This window comes from Plantibacter sp. MCCC 1A11337 (genome assembly GCF_013349365.1).
GTDB classification, from domain to species: Bacteria; Actinomycetota; Actinomycetes; order Actinomycetales; family Microbacteriaceae; genus Plantibacter; species Plantibacter flavus_A.
The window spans coordinates 1,232,083-1,253,417 of sequence record NZ_JABJWX010000001.1; the positions used below are offsets into that span (position 1 = coordinate 1,232,083).

At 71.0% G+C, this 21,335-nt stretch carries 15 protein-coding genes; 4 read left to right on the top strand and 11 right to left on the bottom strand.

The genetic code is table 11. The annotated features are described in order from the left end of the window. Positions 1 to 27 precede the first annotated feature (27 nt). The 8 genes from HOW07_RS05730 to HOW07_RS05765 all read right to left on the bottom strand — a co-directional run bounded on the left by HOW07_RS05730 (position 28) and on the right by HOW07_RS05765 (position 10,341). On the bottom strand, positions 28 to 1,518 hold the full coding sequence (locus HOW07_RS05730; protein WP_371743583.1) for an aminopeptidase P family protein: 1,491 nt from the start codon (positions 1,516 to 1,518) through the stop codon (positions 28 to 30). Beyond that, the gene (locus tag HOW07_RS05735) at positions 1,515 to 2,828 is read right to left on the bottom strand and encodes an alpha/beta fold hydrolase (RefSeq protein WP_175116296.1); all 1,314 of its coding nucleotides are present in this window, start codon (positions 2,826 to 2,828) and stop codon (positions 1,515 to 1,517) included. The genes HOW07_RS05730 and HOW07_RS05735 overlap by 4 nt, the downstream gene beginning before the upstream one ends. After that, a complete protein-coding gene (locus HOW07_RS05740) occupies positions 2,825 to 3,703 on the bottom strand; it encodes an ABC transporter ATP-binding protein (RefSeq protein WP_121289587.1) in 879 nt (292 codons plus the stop codon). Before HOW07_RS05740 ends, HOW07_RS05735 begins: the two co-directional genes overlap by 4 nt. Then, positions 3,700 to 4,581: an ABC transporter ATP-binding protein gene (locus HOW07_RS05745; RefSeq protein WP_121289585.1), complete on the bottom strand. Its 882-nt coding sequence runs from the start codon at positions 4,579 to 4,581 to the stop codon at positions 3,700 to 3,702. Before HOW07_RS05745 ends, HOW07_RS05740 begins: the two co-directional genes overlap by 4 nt. Then, positions 4,578 to 5,573 (bottom strand): ABC transporter permease, encoded by a 996-nt coding sequence (locus tag HOW07_RS05750; RefSeq protein WP_175116297.1) that lies wholly within the window; start codon positions 5,571 to 5,573, stop codon positions 4,578 to 4,580. Before HOW07_RS05750 ends, HOW07_RS05745 begins: the two co-directional genes overlap by 4 nt. Next, a complete protein-coding gene (locus HOW07_RS05755; RefSeq protein ID WP_064294392.1) occupies positions 5,570 to 6,505 on the bottom strand; it encodes an ABC transporter permease in 936 nt (311 codons plus the stop codon). Before HOW07_RS05755 ends, HOW07_RS05750 begins: the two co-directional genes overlap by 4 nt. Positions 6,506 to 6,550: 45 nt before the next feature. Then, positions 6,551 to 8,245: an ABC transporter substrate-binding protein gene (locus HOW07_RS05760; RefSeq protein ID WP_175116298.1), complete on the bottom strand. Its 1,695-nt coding sequence runs from the start codon at positions 8,243 to 8,245 to the stop codon at positions 6,551 to 6,553. A 77-nt stretch (positions 8,246 to 8,322) separates the two neighbouring features. Further along, entirely contained in the window at positions 8,323 to 10,341 is a 2,019-nt protein-coding gene (locus tag HOW07_RS05765; protein WP_175116299.1) for a glycoside hydrolase family 127 protein, read from the bottom strand. Between the two features lie 478 nt (positions 10,342 to 10,819). Between HOW07_RS05765 and HOW07_RS05770 the strand changes: the two genes are divergently transcribed. Together HOW07_RS05770 and HOW07_RS05775 are read left to right on the top strand one after the other, a co-directional pair. Then, positions 10,820 to 12,400, top strand: a complete 1,581-nt coding sequence (locus tag HOW07_RS05770; protein ID WP_175116300.1) for a DEAD/DEAH box helicase — start codon at positions 10,820 to 10,822, stop codon at positions 12,398 to 12,400. A 109-nt stretch (positions 12,401 to 12,509) separates the two neighbouring features. Continuing rightward, positions 12,510 to 13,004, top strand: a complete 495-nt coding sequence (locus HOW07_RS05775) for a GNAT family N-acetyltransferase (RefSeq protein ID WP_121289577.1) — start codon at positions 12,510 to 12,512, stop codon at positions 13,002 to 13,004. A gap of 137 nt (positions 13,005 to 13,141) precedes the next feature. Here HOW07_RS05775 and HOW07_RS05780 read toward each other — a convergent pair whose 3' ends face one another. Next, positions 13,142 to 13,711 (bottom strand): NUDIX hydrolase family protein, encoded by a 570-nt coding sequence (locus tag HOW07_RS05780; protein WP_121289575.1) that lies wholly within the window; start codon positions 13,709 to 13,711, stop codon positions 13,142 to 13,144. 152 nt (positions 13,712 to 13,863) lie between these two features. Here HOW07_RS05780 and HOW07_RS05785 point away from each other — a divergent pair, with 152 nt between their 5' ends. Then, positions 13,864 to 18,708, top strand: coding sequence for an ATP-dependent helicase (locus HOW07_RS05785; RefSeq protein ID WP_175116301.1), 4,845 nt, complete (start codon positions 13,864 to 13,866; stop codon positions 18,706 to 18,708). Between the two features lie 80 nt (positions 18,709 to 18,788). Beyond that, on the top strand, positions 18,789 to 19,562 hold the full coding sequence (locus HOW07_RS05790; RefSeq protein ID WP_175116302.1) for an Fpg/Nei family DNA glycosylase: 774 nt from the start codon (positions 18,789 to 18,791) through the stop codon (positions 19,560 to 19,562). A gap of 154 nt (positions 19,563 to 19,716) precedes the next feature. On the opposite strand, the gene HOW07_RS05795 is transcribed toward HOW07_RS05790, so the two are convergent. Beyond that, the gene (locus tag HOW07_RS05795) at positions 19,717 to 20,379 is read right to left on the bottom strand and encodes a TMEM175 family protein (RefSeq protein ID WP_121289569.1); all 663 of its coding nucleotides are present in this window, start codon (positions 20,377 to 20,379) and stop codon (positions 19,717 to 19,719) included. A gap of 2 nt (positions 20,380 to 20,381) precedes the next feature. After that, positions 20,382 to 21,284, bottom strand: coding sequence for a hypothetical protein (locus HOW07_RS05800; RefSeq protein ID WP_064294290.1), 903 nt, complete (start codon positions 21,282 to 21,284; stop codon positions 20,382 to 20,384). Positions 21,285 to 21,335: the final 51 nt, after the last annotated feature.

A 21,335-nucleotide genomic window follows, 5' to 3' on the forward strand; every position in this document is an offset into this window, starting at 1 on the left:
TTCGTCTCCCACCACGGTCCGCTCAGGTTACTGGGCGCGCATCCACGCTTCGATGCCCGACGCGTCGATGGGCAGCGCATCCGACAGCACCTCGGCGCCGTCGGCCGTCACGAGGAGGTCGTCCTCGAGCCGGACGCCGATGCCGCGCAGTTCCGGTGGAACCGTCTCGTCGAAGGCGTGGAAGTACAGCCCCGGCTCGACCGTGAGGACCATGCCTTGGGCCATCGAGCCACCCTGGTAGGCCTCGTAGGAGGAATTCGCGCAGTCGTGCACGTCGAGGCCGAGGTGGTGACCGATGCCGCACACGAGGTACCGCCGGTGCTGTTGCCCGACCGGGCTCAGAGCCTCGTCGACGGACACCGGCAGGAGATCCCAGTCGTGGAGTCCCTGCGCGATGACCTCCATGGCCGCGTGGTGGAAGTCGGTGAAGTCGCGGCCCGGGCGGACGGCGGCCATCCCGGCGCGGTGGGACGCCTCGACGAGGTCGTGGACGCGACGCTGCTCCGGACTGAAGGTGCCCGAGACGGGGAAGGTGCGGGTGACGTCCGCCGTGTAGAAGGCACGCGTCTCCACGCCCATGTCGAGCAGGATCGCGTCCTCGGGGCGGACCGGGCCGTCGCAGCGCACCCAGTGGAGCGTGGGTGCGTGCGCACCGCTGCCGACGATGGTCGAGTAGCCGGGGCCGTTCCCCGTGGTGCGGGCGTGCCGGTCGAAGGTCCCCTGGAGCCAACGTTCACCGCCGCCGGCGAGGGCCGTCGGCAGCTCCCGGATCACGGCGGAGAACCCGCCGACGGTCGCGTCGACCGCCCGCCGCAGCTCCGCGATCTCCCAGTCGTCCTTGATCATGCGCAGTTCCGAGAGCACGCGGCCGAGTTCCGGCGCGACCGTCAGCGGCTCGAGCGCACGATGCCGCGAGGTCAGGGTCCCCGCGAGGAGTGGTCGTTCGACGCCCCGGAGCGCGTCGGGCAGCGCGGCGAGCACCTCGACCCGGAGGTCGAGGACCGCGGACCAGTCGGCCGGCCCCGGCGCCGAACCGACCCAGAGCTCGCCGTGGTTGGCGTCGGCGAAGAACCCGGTCTCGCCCGGGTGCGCCGGTGCCGGGATGTACAACGTCGCGTCGTGACCGGTGCCACTCGGACGCAGCACGATGACCGCGTCCTCGGCGGAGCAGCCGGTGAGCCAGAAGAAGTCGCTGTCTGGGCGGAAGTCGTAGTTCGAGTCGTTGGCCCGGACGGGCGCGCGACCGGCGGCGACGACGAGCGTCCGCCCGACGAACGCCTCGCTCAACCGACGACGGTGCTCGGCTGCGGCTGCGGCGATCCCGGGCTCGACCGGCGGCGTGCGGTCGGGGGTGCCCCAGCCGGTGCTGAGGAACTCGCGGAACGCCGGCACCTCGGCCAGACGGGGCAGCTTCGGGTCCGGGTTCGCCGGGCGCGGCATGGACGTGGCGGGTGCCTCCGTGGTCGCCGGCGCGAGGCCCGCCGTCTGCTCGGGTGCCTGCTGCTGTGTGTCGGTCATGCCTGCTCCTCATCCGCGCGACGGCCGCCGCGCTCGTCCACCATCGAGAACAGGCGGCGCACCACGGCGGCGTCCTGGATCCCGTCGTGCTCGTACTCGTTCGTGACCCAGGCGGTCGCCCCGCCGACCGCGTCGACCGTCTCCAACTGCAGCTGCGCGTCCACGTACATGTCGTCGTGGTACACGGCCGCGGCGAGCGGCACCGTGCTCGCCTCCAGGACAGCGGGGTCGTACAGCGGGTCCCAGTCGGTCTTGGCCGCCAGTCGCTCCACCGCGCCCTGGAAGGGTCGGAGCGAGCGGATCTCCTCGAACATCCAGGGGTAGACCATCTCGCCCGTGAACAGCAGCGGCCTGGCCGTCTCGGCGAACGCCGGCCGTGCATCGCGTTCGGCCTGCGCCGCCCACGCGGTCGCCCCCGAGCCGGTGGCACCGTAGATGCTCTCCTGCAGGGCGATGAAGAGGGGGTTGTCGACGTAGGACGTCCTCCCCCAGACCTGCGCCAAGAAGGTGTCGCTCAAGCGGTCGCCGCTGTCGAACGCCTCGTCGAGCAGCCAGTGGAGACGCTCGTAACCGGGCTTCATCCCGAAGTCGATCCCGAGGTTCTGGAAGCGCCGCACGGTGAGTCGGTCGCCGTCCGGCAGGAGCACCTCGTCGGCGGCGAGTCGGTCGGCGATCCGCGCGACGGTGTCGACGTCCTGGGGGTACCGCTCGGCGAAGGCCCGGTTCTTGCGCTCCGTGCGCGGATAGGTGCGGCGGTAGACCTCAGCCGCCGACGGGTGGATGCCTGCCAGACCGCCCGTGACGTAACAGGCGGCCAGTCCCTCCGGCGCTCGCGAGAGGTAGGTGAGGGTGAGGAACCCGCCGTAGCTCTGACCGAGCGTCGACCAGCGACGGCCACCGAAGACGGTGCGGCGCAGGTACTCGGCGTCGTCGACGATCGAGTCGGCCCGGAAGCGTTCCAGGTACTCGGCCTGTGCGGCAGCGTCACCGACGGCCGCGATGGACCGGCCGTCGATCCTGGTGCTCCGGCCGGTGCCGCGCTGGTCGAGCAGCACGAGCCGGAAGGTGCGGAGGGCCTCGGCGACCCAGCCGTCTCTGGACACCGGACGCGGGCCTTTGCCGCCTGGTCCGCCCTGGAGGAACACGAGGATCGGGAGCTGCTCGTCGCGACGCAGAGGGTCGACGAGTTCCCGGGCGAACAGGCTGATCGTGCGGCCGTCGTCGGGGCGCCGCCAGTCGAGCGGGACGTCGACCGTGTGGTCGGTCACGTGGATCCCCGGCAGTAGGTAGGTGGTGGTGCGGTGGGTCATGCCTCTGTCCTTCCGGCGGTCGATCCGTGCGTCCGCTCCTGTTCGAGCATGGTGGCACGCGCGGCCTCCCAGCTCGGGTCGATCGTGGGCACGGCGGCGAGCAGGGTCTTCGTGTACTCCTCCTGCGGGTGGTCGAAGATCGCCTCGCGGTCACCCTGCTCGACCACCTTGCCCCGGTGCATGACGGCGACGTCGTGGGCGATCTGCCGCACGACGGCGAGGTCGTGCGCGATGAACAGGTAGCTCAGGCCGCGCTCGGCCTGCAGGTCCCGCAACAGGTCGATGATGCGTGCCTGCACCGACACGTCGAGCGCCGACACCGCCTCGTCGCAGATGACGAGCTTCGGGGAGACGGCGAGCGCCCGGGCGATCCCGATGCGCTGGGCCTGGCCGCCCGAGAACTGCCGCGGATAGCGCTGGAGGTGGTCGGGGTTCAGGCCGACGCGGTCGAGCAGGTCGCGCACGAGGGCGCGCTTGCCCTGCTTCGGGGTGATGCCCTGGTAGTCGAGCGGTGCCGACACGATGCGCTCGACGGTGTGCCGAGGGTTCAGGGACGAGAACGGGTCCTGGAAGACGACCTGCACCTTCGTCCGGAACGCGGCGAGCGCCGGGCCACGCGCGGTGGTGACGTCCTCGCCGTCGAAGGTGATCGTGCCGGCGGTCGGTTCGATGAGCTTCGCGATCATCCGCGCGGTCGTCGACTTGCCGCTGCCCGACTCCCCGACGATGCCGAGCGTCTCGCCGGCGCGGACGGCGAATCCGACCTCGTCGACGGCGCGGAACCGGGTGGTGCGTGCGCGGAACGCCCCGTCACCCCTGGTCGTGAAGTCCTTCGTGAGCCCGGTGGCTTGCAGGAGCACTGGTGCGTCGTTCATGCCCGTCCCTCTCCGGTCGTGGCGGGTGCCGTCGGCCGCTCGGAGAACGGGTCGTCGATCCGCGGCAGGGCGTCGAGCAGTGCGCGGGTGTACGGCGCCTGCGGCCGGGAGAAGATCTGCTCGGCGGTGCCCATCTCGACGGGGTCGCCGCCACGCATGACGAGCACGTCGTCGGCGACCTGACTGACCACGGCGAGATCGTGGGTGATGAAGATCATGCCGGTGCCGGTCTCCCGTTGCAGTTCGGAGAGGAGGTCGAGGATCTGCGCCTGGACGGTGACGTCGAGTGCTGTCGTCGGTTCGTCCGCGATGAGCAGGTCGGGTTCCAGGCAGAGCGCCATGGCGATCATGATGCGCTGCCGCATGCCGCCCGAGAACTGGTGCGGGTAGTGGTCGACGCGCCGGGAGGCGTCAGCGATGCGGACCCGTTCGAGGGCTTCGATCGTGACGGCCCTCGCGGCCTTCCGGGAACCGCCGCGATGGGCGCGGTACGCCTCCTCGATCTGCAGTCCGACGGTGTAGTACGGGTTGAGCGAGGAGAGCGGATCCTGGAAGACCATCGCGATCCGGTCGCCGCGCACGCGGCGCATCTCGCGGTCGCTGCGCCCGACGAGCTCGTGTCCGCTCAGTCGGACGCTGCCGGTCGTGCGCCCGCCGTTCGGGAGCAGTCCCATGATCGCGAGCGAGGTCATGGACTTGCCGGAGCCGGACTCGCCCACGATGCCGAGGGTCTGGCCGTGCTGGACCGCGAACGACGCCTTCCGCACCACGTCGACGTCACCGGAGGTGGTCGGGAAGGTGACCGTGAGGTCGTCGACCTCGAGCAGCGCCGCCCCGGGGACGGGCAGGGAGATGGTCCTGGTGACGGTGGGGCTCATGCGCTCTTCACTCTCACTCTCGGGTCGAGGAACGTGTACGCGACGTCGACCACGACGTTGCCGATGACCACGAAGAACGCGGCCAGGAGGGTGACGCCCATGATGACCGGCTGGTCGTTCTTCGCGATCGAGTCGGCGGCGAGCTTGCCGACGCCGTTCAGTCCGAACACCGTCTCGGTGATGAGGGCGCCACCGAGGAGGCCCGCGAAGTCCATGCCGAAGAGCGTGACGACGGGGGTGAGCGCCGGGCGCAGCGCGTGGCGGCGCAGGATGAGGGGCGCGGGCAGGCCCTTCGCCCGGGCGGTCCGCATGAAGTTCTCACCGAGGGTGTCGATGACGTTCGACCGGACGAGCCTCGCGTACATCGACGCGTAGCCGAGGGCGAGCACGATCCACGGCATGAGGTAGTTCTGGAACCAGCGCACCGGGTCCTCGGCGAACGGTACGGCCTGCGGGAACGGCAGGATCTGCAGTTGCACCACGAGGACGTACTGCAGGAGGAGCGCGAGGAAGTAGTTCGGCAGGCTGATGCCGGCGAGCGCGACCATCATCGCCCCACGGTCCCAGCCGGTCCCCTGCTTGACGGCGCTGAGCAGGCCACCGCTGACGCCGACGAGCAGCCAGAGGACCGCCGCACCGATCGCGACCGTCGCGGTCACGGGGAAGCGCGCGGTGATCATGTCCACGACGGACTCGTTCGTCTGGAAGCTGAAGCCGAGGCACGGCGCCGCGCAGGAGACCGCCGAGGCACCCTCCCCGTAGCTCCGGCCCATGACGATCCCCCGGATGAACTCGAGGTACTGCTGCCAGAACGGCTGGTCGAGCCCGAGCTGCGCCCGGATCTGGTCGATGCGGTCGGGGGTGCAGGTCTTGCCGCAGATCTGCACCGCCGGGTCGGGCGACAGCAGGAAGAAGATGGCGTAGGTGAAGAGGCTGATGAGCAGCAGGATGCCGATCGCCGACGCGATGCGGCGCAGGAGGTAGAGGGTCATGAGGCGGCGTCTCCCGAGTCGAGGGCCTTGCGCAGGCGGTCGCCGAGCACGGTGAAGGACAGCACCGTGAGGAACAGGAAGGTGCCGGGGATCAGGAAGTACATCGGGTCGACCGCGTACCAGCCGACCGCGGTCGCGATCATCTGGCCCCAGCTCGGCGTGGGCGGGGTGACGCCGACGCCGAGGAAGGAGAGGCCAGCCTCCGTGCCGATGTAACCGGGAACGGCGAGGGTGGCCAGGACGATGATGGTGCCGCGGAGGTTCGGCAGGATCTCGCGGAAGACGATGCGGATGCCCCCGGCGCCCGACGCACGCGCCGATTCGACGAACTCGCTCGTCCGCAGCGACATCGCCTGACCGCGCACCACCCGCGCGGTGTACGGCCAGCCGAAGAGGCTCAGCACCACGACGAGCAGGACCGGTCGGTTGCCGGCGGGCAGGGCCGACAGGAGCGCGATCATGAAGATGAGCGACGGGAACGCCATGAGGAAGTCCATGACGCGGGAGACGACCTGGTCGACCCACCCGCCGTAGAAGCCGGCGAGCATGCCGAGCACGACGCCGAGCACGGTGGTGACGATGGTCGCCGAGACGGCGATCGACAGCGACACCTGCGCACCGAAGGCGATGCGCGCGAAGATGTCGCGCCCGTTCCCGGGTTCGACCCCGAACCAGTGCTCGGCGGAGATCCCGCCGAGGTTGCCGATCGGCACGCCGCCGAGGTCGGAGTCCACCGCCGACTTGTCGAAGGTGTACGGACCCCAGCCGCTGATCGCGGTGATCAGTGGGGCGAGGATCGCGAGCAGCACGACGAGCACGATGAACGCGACGCTGAGCAGCACCGGTGGGCTGGAACGGAGGGTGGCGATCACCCGCCGCGCGGGGGTGGGCGCACCGACCGGCGCACCCACCTCCTCGGCGACGGTGGTCAGCTCACTGGGAACGGACGACGACATCTGCGGCTACCGGCTTTCCGACTACTTGCCGGCCGAGGACAGGCCGACGGACACGTAGTCGATGCCACCGGAGTACCCGGCGTGCGAGTACGCACCCGCGACGTTGGCTCCGACGACCATGACCGTCTTCTCGAACAGCAGCGGCACCGTCGGTACGAGCTTCTGGATCTGCTCGTCGAGCGCGCCCCAGGCGGCGTTGGCCTCGTCGGTGTCGGTCATCGCGCGGATCTCGGCGATGCGCTCGTTGACGGCGGGGTCGTTCAGCTGCGCGATGTTCGAGTTGCCCTTCGGGAAGATCTGCGAACCGTCGAAGAGCGGCGGCAGGAAGGTCGAGCCTGAGGCCCAGTCCGGGCACCAGCCGGTGATGGCGGCGTCGTTCTGCTGTGACGTCGTGCCGATGACCTCGTAGTAGGTCGAGGTGTCGATGAGGTTGAAGTTCACCGTGATGCCGGCCTTCGCGAGCGCCTGCTGCACCGCCTCGGCCTGCGCCTGCATCTTGGGCTGGCTGCGGATGTCGAGCGTGAAGGAGAAGCCGTCGGGCAGGCCCGCCTCGGCGAGGAGTTCCTTGGCCTTCTCCGGGTCGCCGGCGTTGTCCTTGCTCGGGTAGAGGTCGAACTCGGTGTGACCGGCGACGGTGGGCGGCAGCATGGTGGTCGCGATGTCCGCGAGCTGCGACCCGCCCGAGGCGTCCTTCACCGACTCGCGGTCGATGGCGTACGCGATGGCCTGGCGGACCAGCGGGTTGTCCATGTTCGGCTTGGTCGTGTTCAGACCCATGTACGTGGTGCAGCCCTGGAGACCGGCGATGGTGCGTGCCTTGAGGGCCGGCGTCTGGATCCGGGAGATGGAGGCCGCCTGGACGGACCCGGCGATCGCGTTCGCGTCGTCACCCTGGCCGGCGATCATGCGCTCGTCGATGGTCGAGGCGTCGAGACCGAAGGTGAAGTCGAAGCCGTCCGGGTAGGCCTTGCGGACGTCGTCCGTCTTCGGGTCCCACGAGTCGTTGCGGACGAGCTTCAGCTGCGAACCGCGCTCGTAGCTGTCGACCTTGTAGGGTCCGGAGGCGATCGGCATCTTGTCGAGGCTCGTCGTCGTCACCCGCTCGGTGTCGGCGGGGAAGGGTGTGAAGCTGTTCTGCCCGACGACGCTCGCGAAGTCGGCGAACGGCTCCTTGAGCGTGAAGACGATGGTCTGGTCGTCCGGCGTCTGGATGGACGGCAGGTCACCCGTGATGTACGGGCCCTCATACGAGTCCGCGCCGGCGATCGTGAGGCGGGCGTAGGGCGATCCGACGGCGATGGCCGGGTCGAAGGAGCGCTCGACGCCGAACTTCACGTCCTTGCTCGTGATCGGTGTGCCGTCCTCGAACTTCAGGTCGTCCTTGAGCGTGAACGTCCACTGGAGGCCGTCATCGCTCACCGTGCCGAGGTCGGTCGCGAGGTCGGGGACCATCTCGGTGCCCTTGGCGCCCTCGCCCGTGGACTGCGTCGTCAACGTGCGGTAGATCAGACGGTAGAAGTTGTTCACGCCGCCGTCGAAGCCCTGGACCGGGTCGAGGTGCGAGAAGTCCGCGTTCAAGAGGACGTCGACGGTGCCGCCCTTCACCGGGGTGCTGGACGGTCCGTCACCTCCCGAGCCCGAACCCGCGGAGGTACACCCCGCGAGGAGGAGGACGGCCGCCGCCGCGAGGGCGGGGATGGAGAATCGTTGCTTCATGACGCTCTGCTTTCGTGTCGATCGGGCGGGTCGCCCGCGGGTGGAGAGGGTGGAGCGGGGTCGGGGACGGGAGGAGGTCAGCGGGCGCGGAACCAGACGCGCATGGCGCCCGGTTCGCGGTTGCCCCAGAGGGCGTAGGGGATGAGGGTCGCGGTGGTCTGCGTCGCCGCGGCTGTCGTCGCGACATCGACGAGCGGTGCCGCGGCGGGCTCGGCGTCGGGCGCACCGGAGAGGACCGGGTAGAGCACGGCCGGAGCGGGAGCGTCGACGGCCGCCGGGACGAGGAGTGCGACGGCGTCGATTCCCTCCCGGGCCAGGATCCGACGGTGCTCGACGACCGCGAGATCCGCGTCGGCTCCGGAGAACCGCAGGAGGTCGAGGTCCGCCGTCGTGTCCTGCTGCTCGGCGCAGGAGACGATCGGTCCGCGGGCGAAGGCGATCGAGCCGCGGAGGGCGTCGACGGAGGGGTGCGCGCCGTGCGCCCGGACGGGCATCGGGAGGTCGAGTTCCAGGGTGTCGCCCGCACGCCACCAGCGCCGGACCCGGATCCATCCGTCGACGGGTTCGAGCGGCGCGGCCGATCCACCCACGCGGATGGAACCACCGACGACCCACCCGGGGATGCGGATCGCGAGCTCGACCTCGTCGTCGGCGGCGGTGTCCACCGTCACGGTGACCGCTCCGTCCCACGGGTACGCGGTGTCGACGGTGACGGAGAGCCGCTCGGTCGTGATCGACGCCGCGGTGAGGTGCGCGACTTCGACACCGGCGGGAGTCGACGTCGCGAGGTGGTCCTGCAGCTCCGCGGTCCAGCGCACGATGTTCGGCGGGCAGCACGGGCACCCGAACCAGCTCCGCCTGAGGAGTTCGCCGTCCGCTTCCGCCCCCGACCGCTGCAGGTGGTCGGGGCGACGCTGCAGCGGGTTGTCGTAGAAGAAGGCCGTGCCGTCCGCGGAGAGGCCGGCGGCGTAGGCGTTGTAGAGGACGGTCTCGACGGTGTCGAGGACGGCCGCCGACCCGGTCGCGAGGTACAGGCGCCAGCCCCACTGCATCACGGCGATCGCGGCGCACGTCTCGCTGTAGGAGCGTTCGGACGGCAGCTCGTAGCGGTCGCCGATCGCCTCGTCGGAGTGTCGGCTCCCGAGGCCGCCCGTGAGGTAGAGCTTCGTCTCCACCATGTCGTCCCAGAGCCGCTGCAGCGACGCGAGCAGTTCCTGGTCGCCGCGTTCGAGGGCGACGTCGGTCGCCCCGGCGGCCAGGTACGCCATGCGGACGGCGTGTCCGGTCACGGAGTCGAGGTCGCGCAGCGGGGCCGAGTCCTGGAAGTACTCGGCGGGGAAGACCCGGAGCTCGACCGTGCCGTGGCCGCGGCGGTCGACGAACGCGGTCGCGAGCTCGAGGTAGGACCGCACGCCGGTCTCACGGAAGAGCTCCACCAGGGCCATCTCGACCTCGGGGTGCCCGCACACCTGCGGGTCGCCGTCCGGTCCGAACCGATCGACGGCGAGGTCGGCGAAGGCCCGGGCGACGTTCAGCAGACGGTCGTCGCCGAGACGGCGCTTCGCGGCGATCGCCGCCTGGATGAGGTGCCCGAGGTTGTACAACTCGTGGCCCCAGGCGAGGTCCTCCCAGGGTTCCTTCTCGATCTCCGGAGCCTGGAAATAGGAGTTGAGGTACCCGTCCTCCCGCTGCGCGGCTTCGATGACACCGACGGCCTCCTCGTAGAAGTCGCGGACGTCGCCGGGTGCCGCGCCGACGACCTCGTCCTCGGCGAGCAGGTAGGCGAGGCCTTCCAGGGTCTTGAAGACGTCCGTGTCGAGGAACGGGTAGCGCCCGCGGAAGCGTGACGTGCCGTCGCCGGGGTCGGCGATCCGGGCGAGGTTGTCGAGGTTGCCGGCGAGGCGGAGCTGCTCGATCGAGTGCGGGACGGTGGCGCCCCGGTTCCGACGCTGCCACGCACCGAGTTCGCCGTCGCCCAGCGCGACCTGTCCGGCACCCAGCGGGATGCGGACTCCGGTGATCGGTGCGACGGCGGCGTAACGGCCTCCCGCGTGCACCGCGGTGCTCGCTGCTCGGGCGTCTTCGTCGAAGCTCATGGGCGACAGGCCTTTCTGTACCGTGTGACACAGTACACGGATCCGGGATTGTGGTGGGTGACACATTACTCACCCGCTCCGGCGCACTGTCAAGCGCCGACGACCGATTCCAGGAGATGGAAACACAGCCGTAACGCGCCACTCCCAGCAGACTCCTCGCCGGATGCGCTACGCTGGAGGAACTTGCGTGCGATCGCGCCATCCGGTGCGGTACTCGCTTGCGTCGTAGAACGCTCCCTCTCTCCCCTGCACGGCACCCAGCGGTGCATGCCAGGGTCGATGACACTTCATACGGCGAACGGATGCGCGACCTGCGCCTTCGCCACCTCCCACCAGCGACGACGCCGACGGAAGCACGCCGTACCATCCACGTGAGTCATCACGTGCGTGGTCGTCCCGGCAGTGCCCGCTACCGCACACGAGTGCGCCGGCAGCCGTCATCGAAGCTCGTGGCCGTGCCTGAAAGAGACACACACCCATGACCGAAGCAACCATCACCTTCGACGCCCTCGGCGTCCCGGCACCACTCGTCGCCTCCCTCGCGAAGGACGGCAAGACGAGCGCGTTCCCCATCCAGATCGACACGCTCCCCGACACCCTCGGCGGACGCGACGTCCTCGGCCGCGGCAAGACCGGCTCCGGCAAGACCCTCGCCTTCAGCATCCCGATGGTCGCCCGTCTCGGCGGCGCCCTCGCCGGCGGCAAGCGCCGTCCGGGTCGCCCGCTCGGACTCGTCCTCGCCCCGACCCGCGAGCTCGCCACCCAGATCGCCGCGGTCATGCAGCCGCTGGCCGACGCCTACTCGCTGAAGACCACCACGATCTTCGGCGGCGTCTCGCAGAAGCGTCAGGAAGAGGCGCTCCGCGCCGGCGTCGACATCGTCATCGCCTGCCCCGGCCGCCTCGAGGACCTCATGAAGCAGGGCTTCGTGAACCTCGACGCCGTGGAGATCACCGTCCTCGACGAGGCCGACCACATGGCCGACCTCGGCTTCCTGCCCGTCGTCACGCGCATCCTCGACAAGACGCCTCGCGGCGGGCAGCGTCTGCTGTTCTCCGCGACGCTCGACAACGGCGTGGACAAGCTCGTCCGCAAGTTCCTGCAGAACGAGGTGCTCCACTCCGTCGACGAGGCGAACTCGCCCGTCGCCGCGATGACCCACCACGTCTTCACGACCCCCTCGGTCGAGTCGAAGAAGGACCTCATCCAGGCCCTCGCCTCGGGTAGCGGCCGTCGCATCCTCTTCATGCGCACGAAGCACCACGCCAAGAAGCTCGCGAAGCAGCTCACCGACTCCGGCATCCCCGCGGTCGACCTGCACGGCAACCTCTCGCAGGTGGCCCGCGACCGCAACCTCGCGGCCTTCAGCGCCGGCACCGCCAAGGTCCTCGTCGCCACCGACGTCGCCGCACGCGGTGTGCACGTCGACGACGTCGAGCTCGTCATCCACGTCGACCCGCCGACCGAGCACAAGGCGTACCTGCACCGCTCGGGCCGAACGGCTCGCGCGGGCAGCGCCGGTGACGTCGTGACCCTCGCGATCCCCGGCCAGATGGACGACCTCAAGAAGCTCCTCCGCAAGGCCGAGATCACCGTCACCCCGCAGGCGGTCACCGCGACCTCCCCGGCGGTCCTCGAGCTCATCGGCGACGTCGCCCCCTATGTGAAGCCGGCGCCGCGCGCGGCCGTGCAGCAGCAGGGTGGCGGCGGCGGTCGCTCGCAGGGTGCCAACGCGCAGCGCAAGCGCGCAGCCCGCGACGGCAACGGCCTCGGCAACGGTCACCGCGACCGCGACGGCGCCCGTGCCGGCGCGAGCCGCGACAGCGCTCCTCGCGAGGGAGGCCAGGGCGGCGGCGGTCGCCGTGGCGGTCGTCCCGCTGGCGGCAACGGCGGTCAGGGCGGACAGCGCTCCGGCGCCGGTCGCTCGGGCGGTACCCGTGCGGGTGCCGCCACCGGTGGCAGCCGCACGCACTACAGCACCGGTTACGCCGCGAACTCAGGCGCTCCCGCCGAGTCCTCGCGTCCCCGGACCAACCGTCGCGCGTCCAGCGGCAACTAGCAGCGAACCGCTCGAACGAAGCGCCGTCCACCGCAGGGTGGGCGGCGCTTCGCCGTGCGCGGACCCGCTCGATTTCGCGAGACGGGGGCGCTCGGGATACGGTTCCACCATGAACGTCAACGCAGTCGTCCGCCCCGTCCGCGACGTCGATGCCGAGTCGCTGGGACGCGTCCACGCCACGTCCTGGCACGAGACCTACGACCACCTCATCAGCGCTGCGACGCTCGCGAAGCTGTCGCCGCGTCGCATGGCCGAGCTCTGGACACACTGGGCCGCACAGGGCCCCGAGTACACGCACTTCGCCGCCCTCGTCGACGGCGAGATCGTCGGGTTCTCCGGTTCGGGTCCGGCCCGCGACGAGGACGCACCCCGCGAGCGCGAGCTGTACTTCATCTACCTGCTGGACGCGTGGCACGGCACCGGGATCGGTCAGCAGCTGTTCGACGCCGCGATCCCCGACGGTCAGCCGTCGTTCCTGTGGGTCGCCGCGGACAACCCGCGTGCGCACCGCTTCTACCAGCGCAACGGGTTCGTCCTCGACGGTGGAGCCAAGACCGAGCCGTTCCTCGGCGAGATGATCGACGAGGTCCGTTACACCCGCTGACGCACCCCGGTCCCCGGTCCCTCAGCCGCTCCCCCGGTCCCTGAGCCGCCCCCGCGTTCCCTGAGCCGCTCCCCCGGTCCCTCAGCCGCTCCGCCGGTCCCTGAGCCGCTCCCCCGGTCCCTGAGCTTGTCGAAGGGCTAGCGCAGCCGGCCGACGGAGGCGAGGGCCGCGCGGAGGAGCGTGCCGCGGCCGCCCTCCATCTCGGCGGCGATCGCGTCGGAGGACGCCGCCTCGGGCGTCATCCACGTGAGTTCGAGCGCGTCCTGGCGGGGTTCGCAGGTACCGGTCACCGGGACGACATACGCCAACGCGACGGCGTGCTGCCGGTCGTCGGAGTACGGCGACAAGCCCGGCAACGGGAAGTACTCGGCCACCTGGAACGGCACGGGCGACGCGGGGAGCAACGGGAACGCCATCGGACCGAGGTCCTTCTCCAGGTGACGGAAGAGCGCGTCGCGGATCGTCTCGCCGTACATGACGCGACCGGAGACGAGCGTGCGCGTCATCTCGCCGAGCGCCGTGGCCCGGAGCAGGACGCCCACCTCGGTGACGACGCCGAAGCCGTCGACGCGTACCGGCACAGCCTCCACGTACAGCAGCGGGAGCCGGCGGCGGATCTCCTCGAGTTCGACGTCCGACAGCCAGCCCGGATTGGAATTGCCGGGGAGATCGGGTTCCGGGTCGGGGTCAGGGGTGCGAACGCTCATAGCTCCTTCATACCGTATGGAGCCGAGCGGCGATCCAGGTGGGCGGCGGTTTGACCGGACACCGCGCCCGACGCGTGGCGGGATCATACGGGGCCACGCGACCGCGCGCGACGCTGGTCGCGGTGTCGGTGGGGTGCAGGATGATGGAACCCATGACCGAGGTGCTCGAGCGCTTCTCCCCCGCGACGCGCGACTGGTTCGAGGGGGCGTTCGTCGCGCCCACGCCGGCGCAGGCGGGTGCTTGGGACGCGATCTCCCGTGGCGCCAACGCCCTCGTCGTCGCGCCGACCGGTTCGGGTAAGACCCTGTCCGCGTTCCTCTGGTCGATCGACCGCCTGCTCTCCGAGGCCATCGCCGAGCACACCGGCCGACCACGCAGCGGCGTCCCGCTCACGGGGCTCGAGGCCGACGAGGCGGAGGCCGCCGCCGCCCAGCGCGAGCGCTCCCGGGGAACTCGCGTCCTCTACATCTCGCCACTGAAGGCCCTCGGCGTCGACGTCGAGCGCAACCTCCGCACGCCGCTCGTCGGCATCGCCCAGGCGGCGCGCCGCCTCGGTACCGAACCACCCACCATCAGTGTCGGCGTCCGCTCCGGCGACACCCCCTCCGCCGACCGCCGGGCGATGGCCAAGGAGCCACCGGACATCCTCATCACCACCCCCGAGTCGCTCTTCCTCATGCTCACGAGTGCGGCGCGGGAAACCCTCCGCACGGTCGACACCGTCATCATCGACGAGATCCACGCCGTCGCCTCGACCAAGCGAGGCGCGCACCTCGCGGTGTCGCTCGAGCGGCTCGACGCCATGCTCGAGAAGCCGGTGCAGCGCATCGGGCTCTCCGCCACGGTGCGCCCCGCCGAGGAGGTCGCACGGTTCCTCGGGGGCCGCGCACCGGTCGAGATCGTGGCCCCGCCGGCCGCGAAGACCTTCGACCTGCACGTGGTCGTCCCGGTCGACGACATGACCGACCCCGACGCCGGCATGCGGACGCCCGGCGAGGCCGACGACGACGGCAGCGGTGGCGGGTTCACCGGCTACACCCCGAACAGCGACGGCGGCGGCGAAGACCGCGTCGGCAGCATCTGGCCGCACGTCGAGGAGGCGATCGTCGACCGCGTGCTCGCGCACCGCTCCACCATCGTGTTCGCCAACTCCCGTCGTCTGGCGGAGCGGCTCACGGCCCGGCTCAACGAGATCAACGAGGCCCGACTCAGCGACGCCACGCTCACGACCCCCGGTGCGGGGCGTCCACCGGCGCAGCTCATGGCCCAGAGCGGACAGACCCGCGGATCGACGAGCGTCGCGGCCGCAGCGGCCCGGCCTGCCACCGAGGAGAGCGACGACGACATCCCCCTCCTCGCACGCGCCCACCACGGTTCCGTCTCCAAGGAGCAGCGCGCGGGCATCGAGGAGGACCTCAAGTCCGGACGCCTGCGCTGCGTGGTCGCGACCTCGAGCCTCGAGCTCGGCATCGACATGGGCGAGGTCGACCTCGTCATCCAGGTCGAGTCACCGCCGAGCGTCGCGAGCGGCCTGCAGCGGGTCGGACGCGCCGGCCACCAGGTGGGCGAGGTCTCCCGAGGCGTCCTGTTCCCGAAGCACCGCGCCGATCTCATCAGCACCACGGTCGCGACCGAGCGGATGGAGGCCGGGCTCATCGAGGCGATCGAGGTCCCCTCGAACCCGCTCGACATCCTCGCGCAGCAGACGGTCGCTGCGGTCGCGCTCGACGAACTCGGCGTGGAGGACTGGTTCGAGACGGTCAAGCGCAGTGCCCCGTTCGCCTCCCTGCCCCGCTCGGCCTTCGAGGCCACACTCGACCTCCTGGCCGGACGCTACCCCTCCGACGCCTTCGCGGAACTGCGCCCGCGGATCGTCTGGGATCGCGACGCCGGGGTGCTGACCGGTCGGCCGGGAGCCCAGCGCCTCGCCGTCACGAGCGGCGGCACCATCCCCGACCGCGGGCTCTTCGGCGTGTTCATGGTCGGCGAGTCCGGCGCCGGTGCGCGCGTCGGCGAGCTCGACGAGGAGATGGTCTACGAGTCCCGCGTCGGCGACGTCTTCGCCCTCGGCGCCACGAGCTGGCGCATCCAGGAGATCACCCACGACCGCGTGCTCGTGACCCCGGCGTTCGGCCAGCCGGGGCGACTGCCGTTCTGGAAGGGCGACGGCATCGGTCGCCCGGCCGAGCTCGGTCGCGCCATCGGCGCCTTCGTGCGCGAGCTCGACACCACCGGCGCAGGGTCCACCCCACGTCTCGAAGCAGCGGGCCTCGACGAGCGGGCCATCAGCAACCTCGTCGCCTACGTCCGCGAGCAACGCGAGGCGACGGGCGTCGTCCCCAACGACACGACCCTCGTCGTCGAACGCTCGCGCGACGAACTCGGCGACTGGCGGGTCATCCTCCACTCCCCCTACGGACTCCGTGTGCACGCGCCCTGGGCGCTCGCGGTCGGAGCCCGGGTGCAGGAGCGTCTGGGGGTCGACGGCTCGGCGGTGGCGAGCGACGACGGCATCATCGTCCGCCTGCCCGACACCGAGAGCGAGCCGCCGGGAGCCGAGCTCTTCGTCTTCGAACCGGAGGAGCTCGACGCCCTCGTCACGCAGGAGGTCGGTGGCTCGGCGCTGTTCGCCTCACGGTTCCGCGAGTGCGCCGCCCGTGCGCTGCTGCTCCCGAACTACTCGCCGCAGAAACGCTCGCCGCTCTGGCAGCAGCGCCAGCGCTCGGCCCAGCTCCTCGAGGTCGCGAAGCAGTACCCGACGTTCCCGATCATCCTCGAGACGCTCCGCGAGTGTCTGCAGGACGTCTACGACCTCCCGGCCCTCGACCACCTCGCGCGCGAGCTGCAGTCGCGCGCGATCCGCATCGTCGAGACCACGACGGATCAGCCCTCGCCCTACGCCCGTTCACTCCTGTTCGGCTACGTCGGCGCGTTCATGTACGAGGGCGACAGCCCGTTGGCCGAGCGCCGGGCCGCCGCGCTCGCGGTCGACAGCACCATGCTGGGCGAGCTCCTCGGCCGTGTCGAACTCCGCGAGCTCCTCGACCCGGGCGTCATCGAGCAGACCGCGCTCGAGCTGCAGCGTCTCGACCCCGAGCGGCGACTCAAGGGGGTCGAGGGCGTCGCCGACGCGCTGCGGATGCTCGGCCCGCTGACCATCGACGAGATCGCGGCCCGGACGACCTTCGATGGCGTCGCCGTCTCCGCCGACGGCGAGGCGAGTCGCGGCGACGACCCGCAAGCCTGGTTCCCGGATCCGGCTCGCTCGGCGGCCGCCGTCGCCGAACTCGAACGTTCGAAGCGCGTCATCCGCGTCCCGATCGCCGGCGAGGAGCGCGTCGCCGCGATCGAGGACGCCGGACGACTCCGCGACGCCCTCGGCACTCCGCTACCCATCGGCGTACCGGTCGCGTTCACCGAGCCGGTCGCCGACCCGCTGGGCGACCTCCTCGCGCGCCACGCGCGCACGCACGGGCCGTTCACGACCGGACAGACGGCCAGGCGCTTCGGTCTCGGGACGGCGGTGGTCCAGCACACGCTCGCCCGGTTGGCCGACGCCGGACGCGTGGTCAAGGGCGAGTTCCTCCCCGCCGGCCGGCAGCAGGCGGGCGAGGGCGACGACGCCGACCGCGGCCCCACCGACGCGACGGAGTGGTGCGACGCCGGCGTGCTGCGTAAGCTCCGCATCCGATCGCTGGCCGCTCTGCGGCACGAGGTCGAGCCGGTCGAGCAGCAGGCGTTCGCCCGGTTCCTGCCGGTGTGGCAGCACCTCGGCGGGACGCTCCGCGGCGTCGACGGCGTCGCGACGGTCATCGACCAGCTCGCCGGTGCGCCCATCCCGGCGTCGGCCTGGGAGTCGCTGATCCTGCCTTCGCGCGTCGCCGACTACAGTCCCGCGATGCTCGACGAGCTCACCGCGACGGGCGAGGTCGTGTGGTCGGGCAGCGGTTCGATCCCCGGCAACGACGGCTGGGTCGCGCTCCACCTCGCCGATACGGCACCACTCACGCTGCCGCTCGCTCCGACGCCGCACACCCCCGACGCCCTGCAGACCGAGTTGCTCGCGACGCTCGGTGGGGGCGGTGCGTACTTCTTCCGGCAGCTCGCGGAGTCGGTCGGCTCGACGGACGACAAACCTCTCGTCGACGCCCTCTGGGAGCTCGTGTGGGCCGGGCTCGTCACCAACGACACCTTCTCCCCACTCCGCACGCTCGTCGGCTCCGGTTCGGGGAACTCGGCGCACCGGGTGCAACGGCAGACCCCGCGATCGAAGCTGTACCGCGGGCGCAACCTGCAACGTCCCTCGATGTCGACGCGGGCGAGTCAGACGCTCGGCGGACGGTGGTCGATCCTGCCGTTGGCCGAGCAGGACGCCACCATCCGTGCCGTCGCCACGGGCGAGACCCTGCTCGAGCGCTACGGCGTCGTGACGCGCGGCTCCGTCGTCGCGGAGGGGGTGACGGGCGGTTTCGCCCTCGCCTACCGCGTGCTCAAGCAGTTCGAGGAGAACGGCCGCTGCCGACGCGGGTACTTCGTGGAGCGCCTCGGTGGGGCCCAGTTCGCCTCCTCGGGCACCGTCGACCGCCTGCGCGGATTCATCCGGACCGACGACGAACCGCCGCTCGACGCCGTCACCCTCGCCGCGACCGACCCTGCGAACCCGTACGGCGCCGCCCTCGGGTGGCCGGGGCAGGAGGTCACCGGGGTGAAACACCGTCCGGGTCGGAAGGCGGGTGCGCTCGTCGTCCTCGTCGACGGAGCACCGGTCTACTACCTCGAACGCGGCGGCAAGACGGCGCTCGTGTTCTCGGAGGACGACGACCAGCTCCGTGCCGGGGCGCGTTCCCTGGCGGCGACGGTGCGAGCGGGTCGCATCGAGAAGCTCGGCATCGAACAGGTCAACGGCGCCTTCGTGCTCGGCACCCCGACGGGCCACGCCCTCCGCGACGCCGGGTTCGTCGAGACGCCACGTGGATTGCGGCTCCGGCGTGGGTGAACCGACGCGCGGCCGTTCCGCCACGGGTTGCGCCGGACACCCTGCCGGTGGCACCGTAGCCGGAACGGACGGAGCGGTTCATGCCAGAGGGTGACACGGTCTTCCAAGCCGCGCACCGGTTGCGGCAGGCGCTCGCCGGCGAGGTCGTGACCGGCTTCGACCTGCGGGTGCCCGCCTTCGCGACCGTCGACCTCCGGGGCGACGTCGTCCACGACGTCATCCCCCGCGGCAAGCACCTCCTGCACCACATCGGCGACCACACCCTCCACACGCACCTCAAGATGGAGGGGCTGTGGCACGTCTATCAGCCGGGCGAGCACTGGCGGCGGCCGGCCTGGAAGGCGCGCGCGATCGTGTCGACGCAGCACTGGGTGACGGTCGGGTTCGAACTCGGCCTCGTCGAGGTGTTCCCCTCCCGCGAGGACGAGGAGCGCTTCGGCTGGCTCGGTCCCGACCTCCTCGGTCCGGATTGGGACGAGGAGCGTGCCATCCACAACCTGGAGGCCGACGGCCGCGAGATCCACGTCGCGCTGCTCGACCAGCGCAACCTCGCCGGACTCGGCAACGAGTACGTCAACGAGCTGTGCTACATCCGTGGCGTCCTCCCGACGAGGCCCACCGCCGAGGTCGACCTGCCGGGCGCCGTCCGACTCGGCTACCGGCTCATCAACGCCAATCGCGACCGCCGCAACCGGGTCACGACGGGCGACACGAGGCCCGGCCGGAAGACCTGGGTGTACGGGCGCGACGGCCAGCGCTGCCTGCGGTGCGGCACCCGGATCCAGCGGGGCAAGCTCGGCGCCGACCCGACCGCTCTCCGCGACACCTACTGGTGTCCCCACTGCCAGACCTGAACCGACGGCGCCCCGCCGGTCACCGAGCCACCACCACCACCGGTCACTGAGCCTGTCGAAGTGCAGCCCCCCGACGGACCCACCCCGCCCTTCGACAAGCTCAGGGACCGGAACGGACTCAGGGACCGGAACGGGCTCAGGGACCGGAACGGACTCAGGAACCGGGGTCGGCCCGGTGCCGCCGACTGCCGATCCACCCGATCGGGATCGACAGCAGCAGGAGGTACAGCGCCTGGGCGCCGAGCCCCGGCACCGTCGCGGCCAGGACGCCGGCGAGCAGCATCAGGCCGGTCGGGAACCACACGAGCGGCCACGGTCGGCGCGGCGCGGCCGCCGCTTCCTCGCTGAGCAGCCCATCGCGCTCGACGACCACCTGCTGGAGTCGTACCGCGACCATCGAGACGAGCATCGTCGCGATGTAGAGCGTGGGGGCGCCGCGGTCGTCTCCCGTGCCGTCGAAGAGGAGCACCGTCGGCAGCGGCAGGAACACGATCCCGGCGAGCCAGACGAAGTTCAGGGTCACGAGCCGCGTCGAGTATCCGACGGTGCGCTCGAACAGGCGGTGGTGGTCGCGCCAGAAGTTGGCGATGACGACGAAGCTCAGCGCGGCCGCGGCGAGGCCGGTCCAGTTGTGGCCGAAGAACGCGACCACGGAGCCGTCGTCGTGTTCCTGGGCGAGGTCGACGAGCGGGAGGATGATCAGCGTGATCGCGATCGCGACGACGGCATCGCTGAAGTTGACGACGCGGTCGAGCCCGCGCTCCGTCGTCGGACCGGGTCGACGGCGGCCCGTCGGACGTCCCTCGTCGCCGGCCATCGTCAACTCACGTCGGCGTCGTCGGTCGCGGTCCCCTGGACCATGGCGACCCAGCGGGCCAGGAAGGCGGCGCCGGCCTCGTCGTGGATGAGCGTCGGGTGGGTCAGCACCGGGTAGGGCTTCTCGGGGACGCCGTCGGCGGGGCGGACGTCCACGTGCGCGACCTCGTATCCGTGCTCGAACAACCAGTCGGCCATCGCGTAGTCGCTCCGGGAGTCGCCGACCGTGCGCCAGGCGAGTGGGAGCGCACCACCGTCGGCCTCGAGGAGCTCGAGCGCGCGCTCGGCGCCGAGGTCCTTGCCGAGCCGGACCGACTCGATGTCGGTGGAGATGATCGTGGGATCGATGCGGTACTGCACGAGGCCGGCGTCGTCCGGGTAGCGGCCGGGGGCGTGATCGACGCCGAACCCGCGTCGGGCGAGCTCGGCTCGGGCGTCGTCGTCGAAGTGCTTCCGCACGAGGGCGTAGTCCGCTGCCGGCACCTCGACGTGCTGCTCGACCGAGACCATCGCTCGCTTGGTGTGGTCGAAGAACACCGTCTCGGCGTACCGTTCGTCGACGAGGCGTTCGATGGCATCGCCGTAGCCCTCCGGCATCGCGACGTCCTGATCGAGGCTCAGCTCGTCGACCCCGGCCGCCGAGAAGCCGAACCACACGGCACCCTTCTCGCAGATGCCGTAGAGCCGGACGTCGTCCGCGAGCCCGGCGGCCAGGAGCGGTGGGACGACCACCTCGCGGAGGAACGCGTCGCTCCGCCCGGTGTTGAAGGCGATCGGGACCCCGGCGTTCGCGAGCGTCGCGAGGTCCTGCGCGATGCTCGGGAGGTTGATCGTCCGGGTGATCGGACTGGCGATGGGGCCGTCGACGTCGAGCAGGAGACCGAGGATGGGGCGGGACGCGTTCACGGGTTCAGCCTAACGAGCACCCGGCGTGGATAGACTCACTCCACCATCACC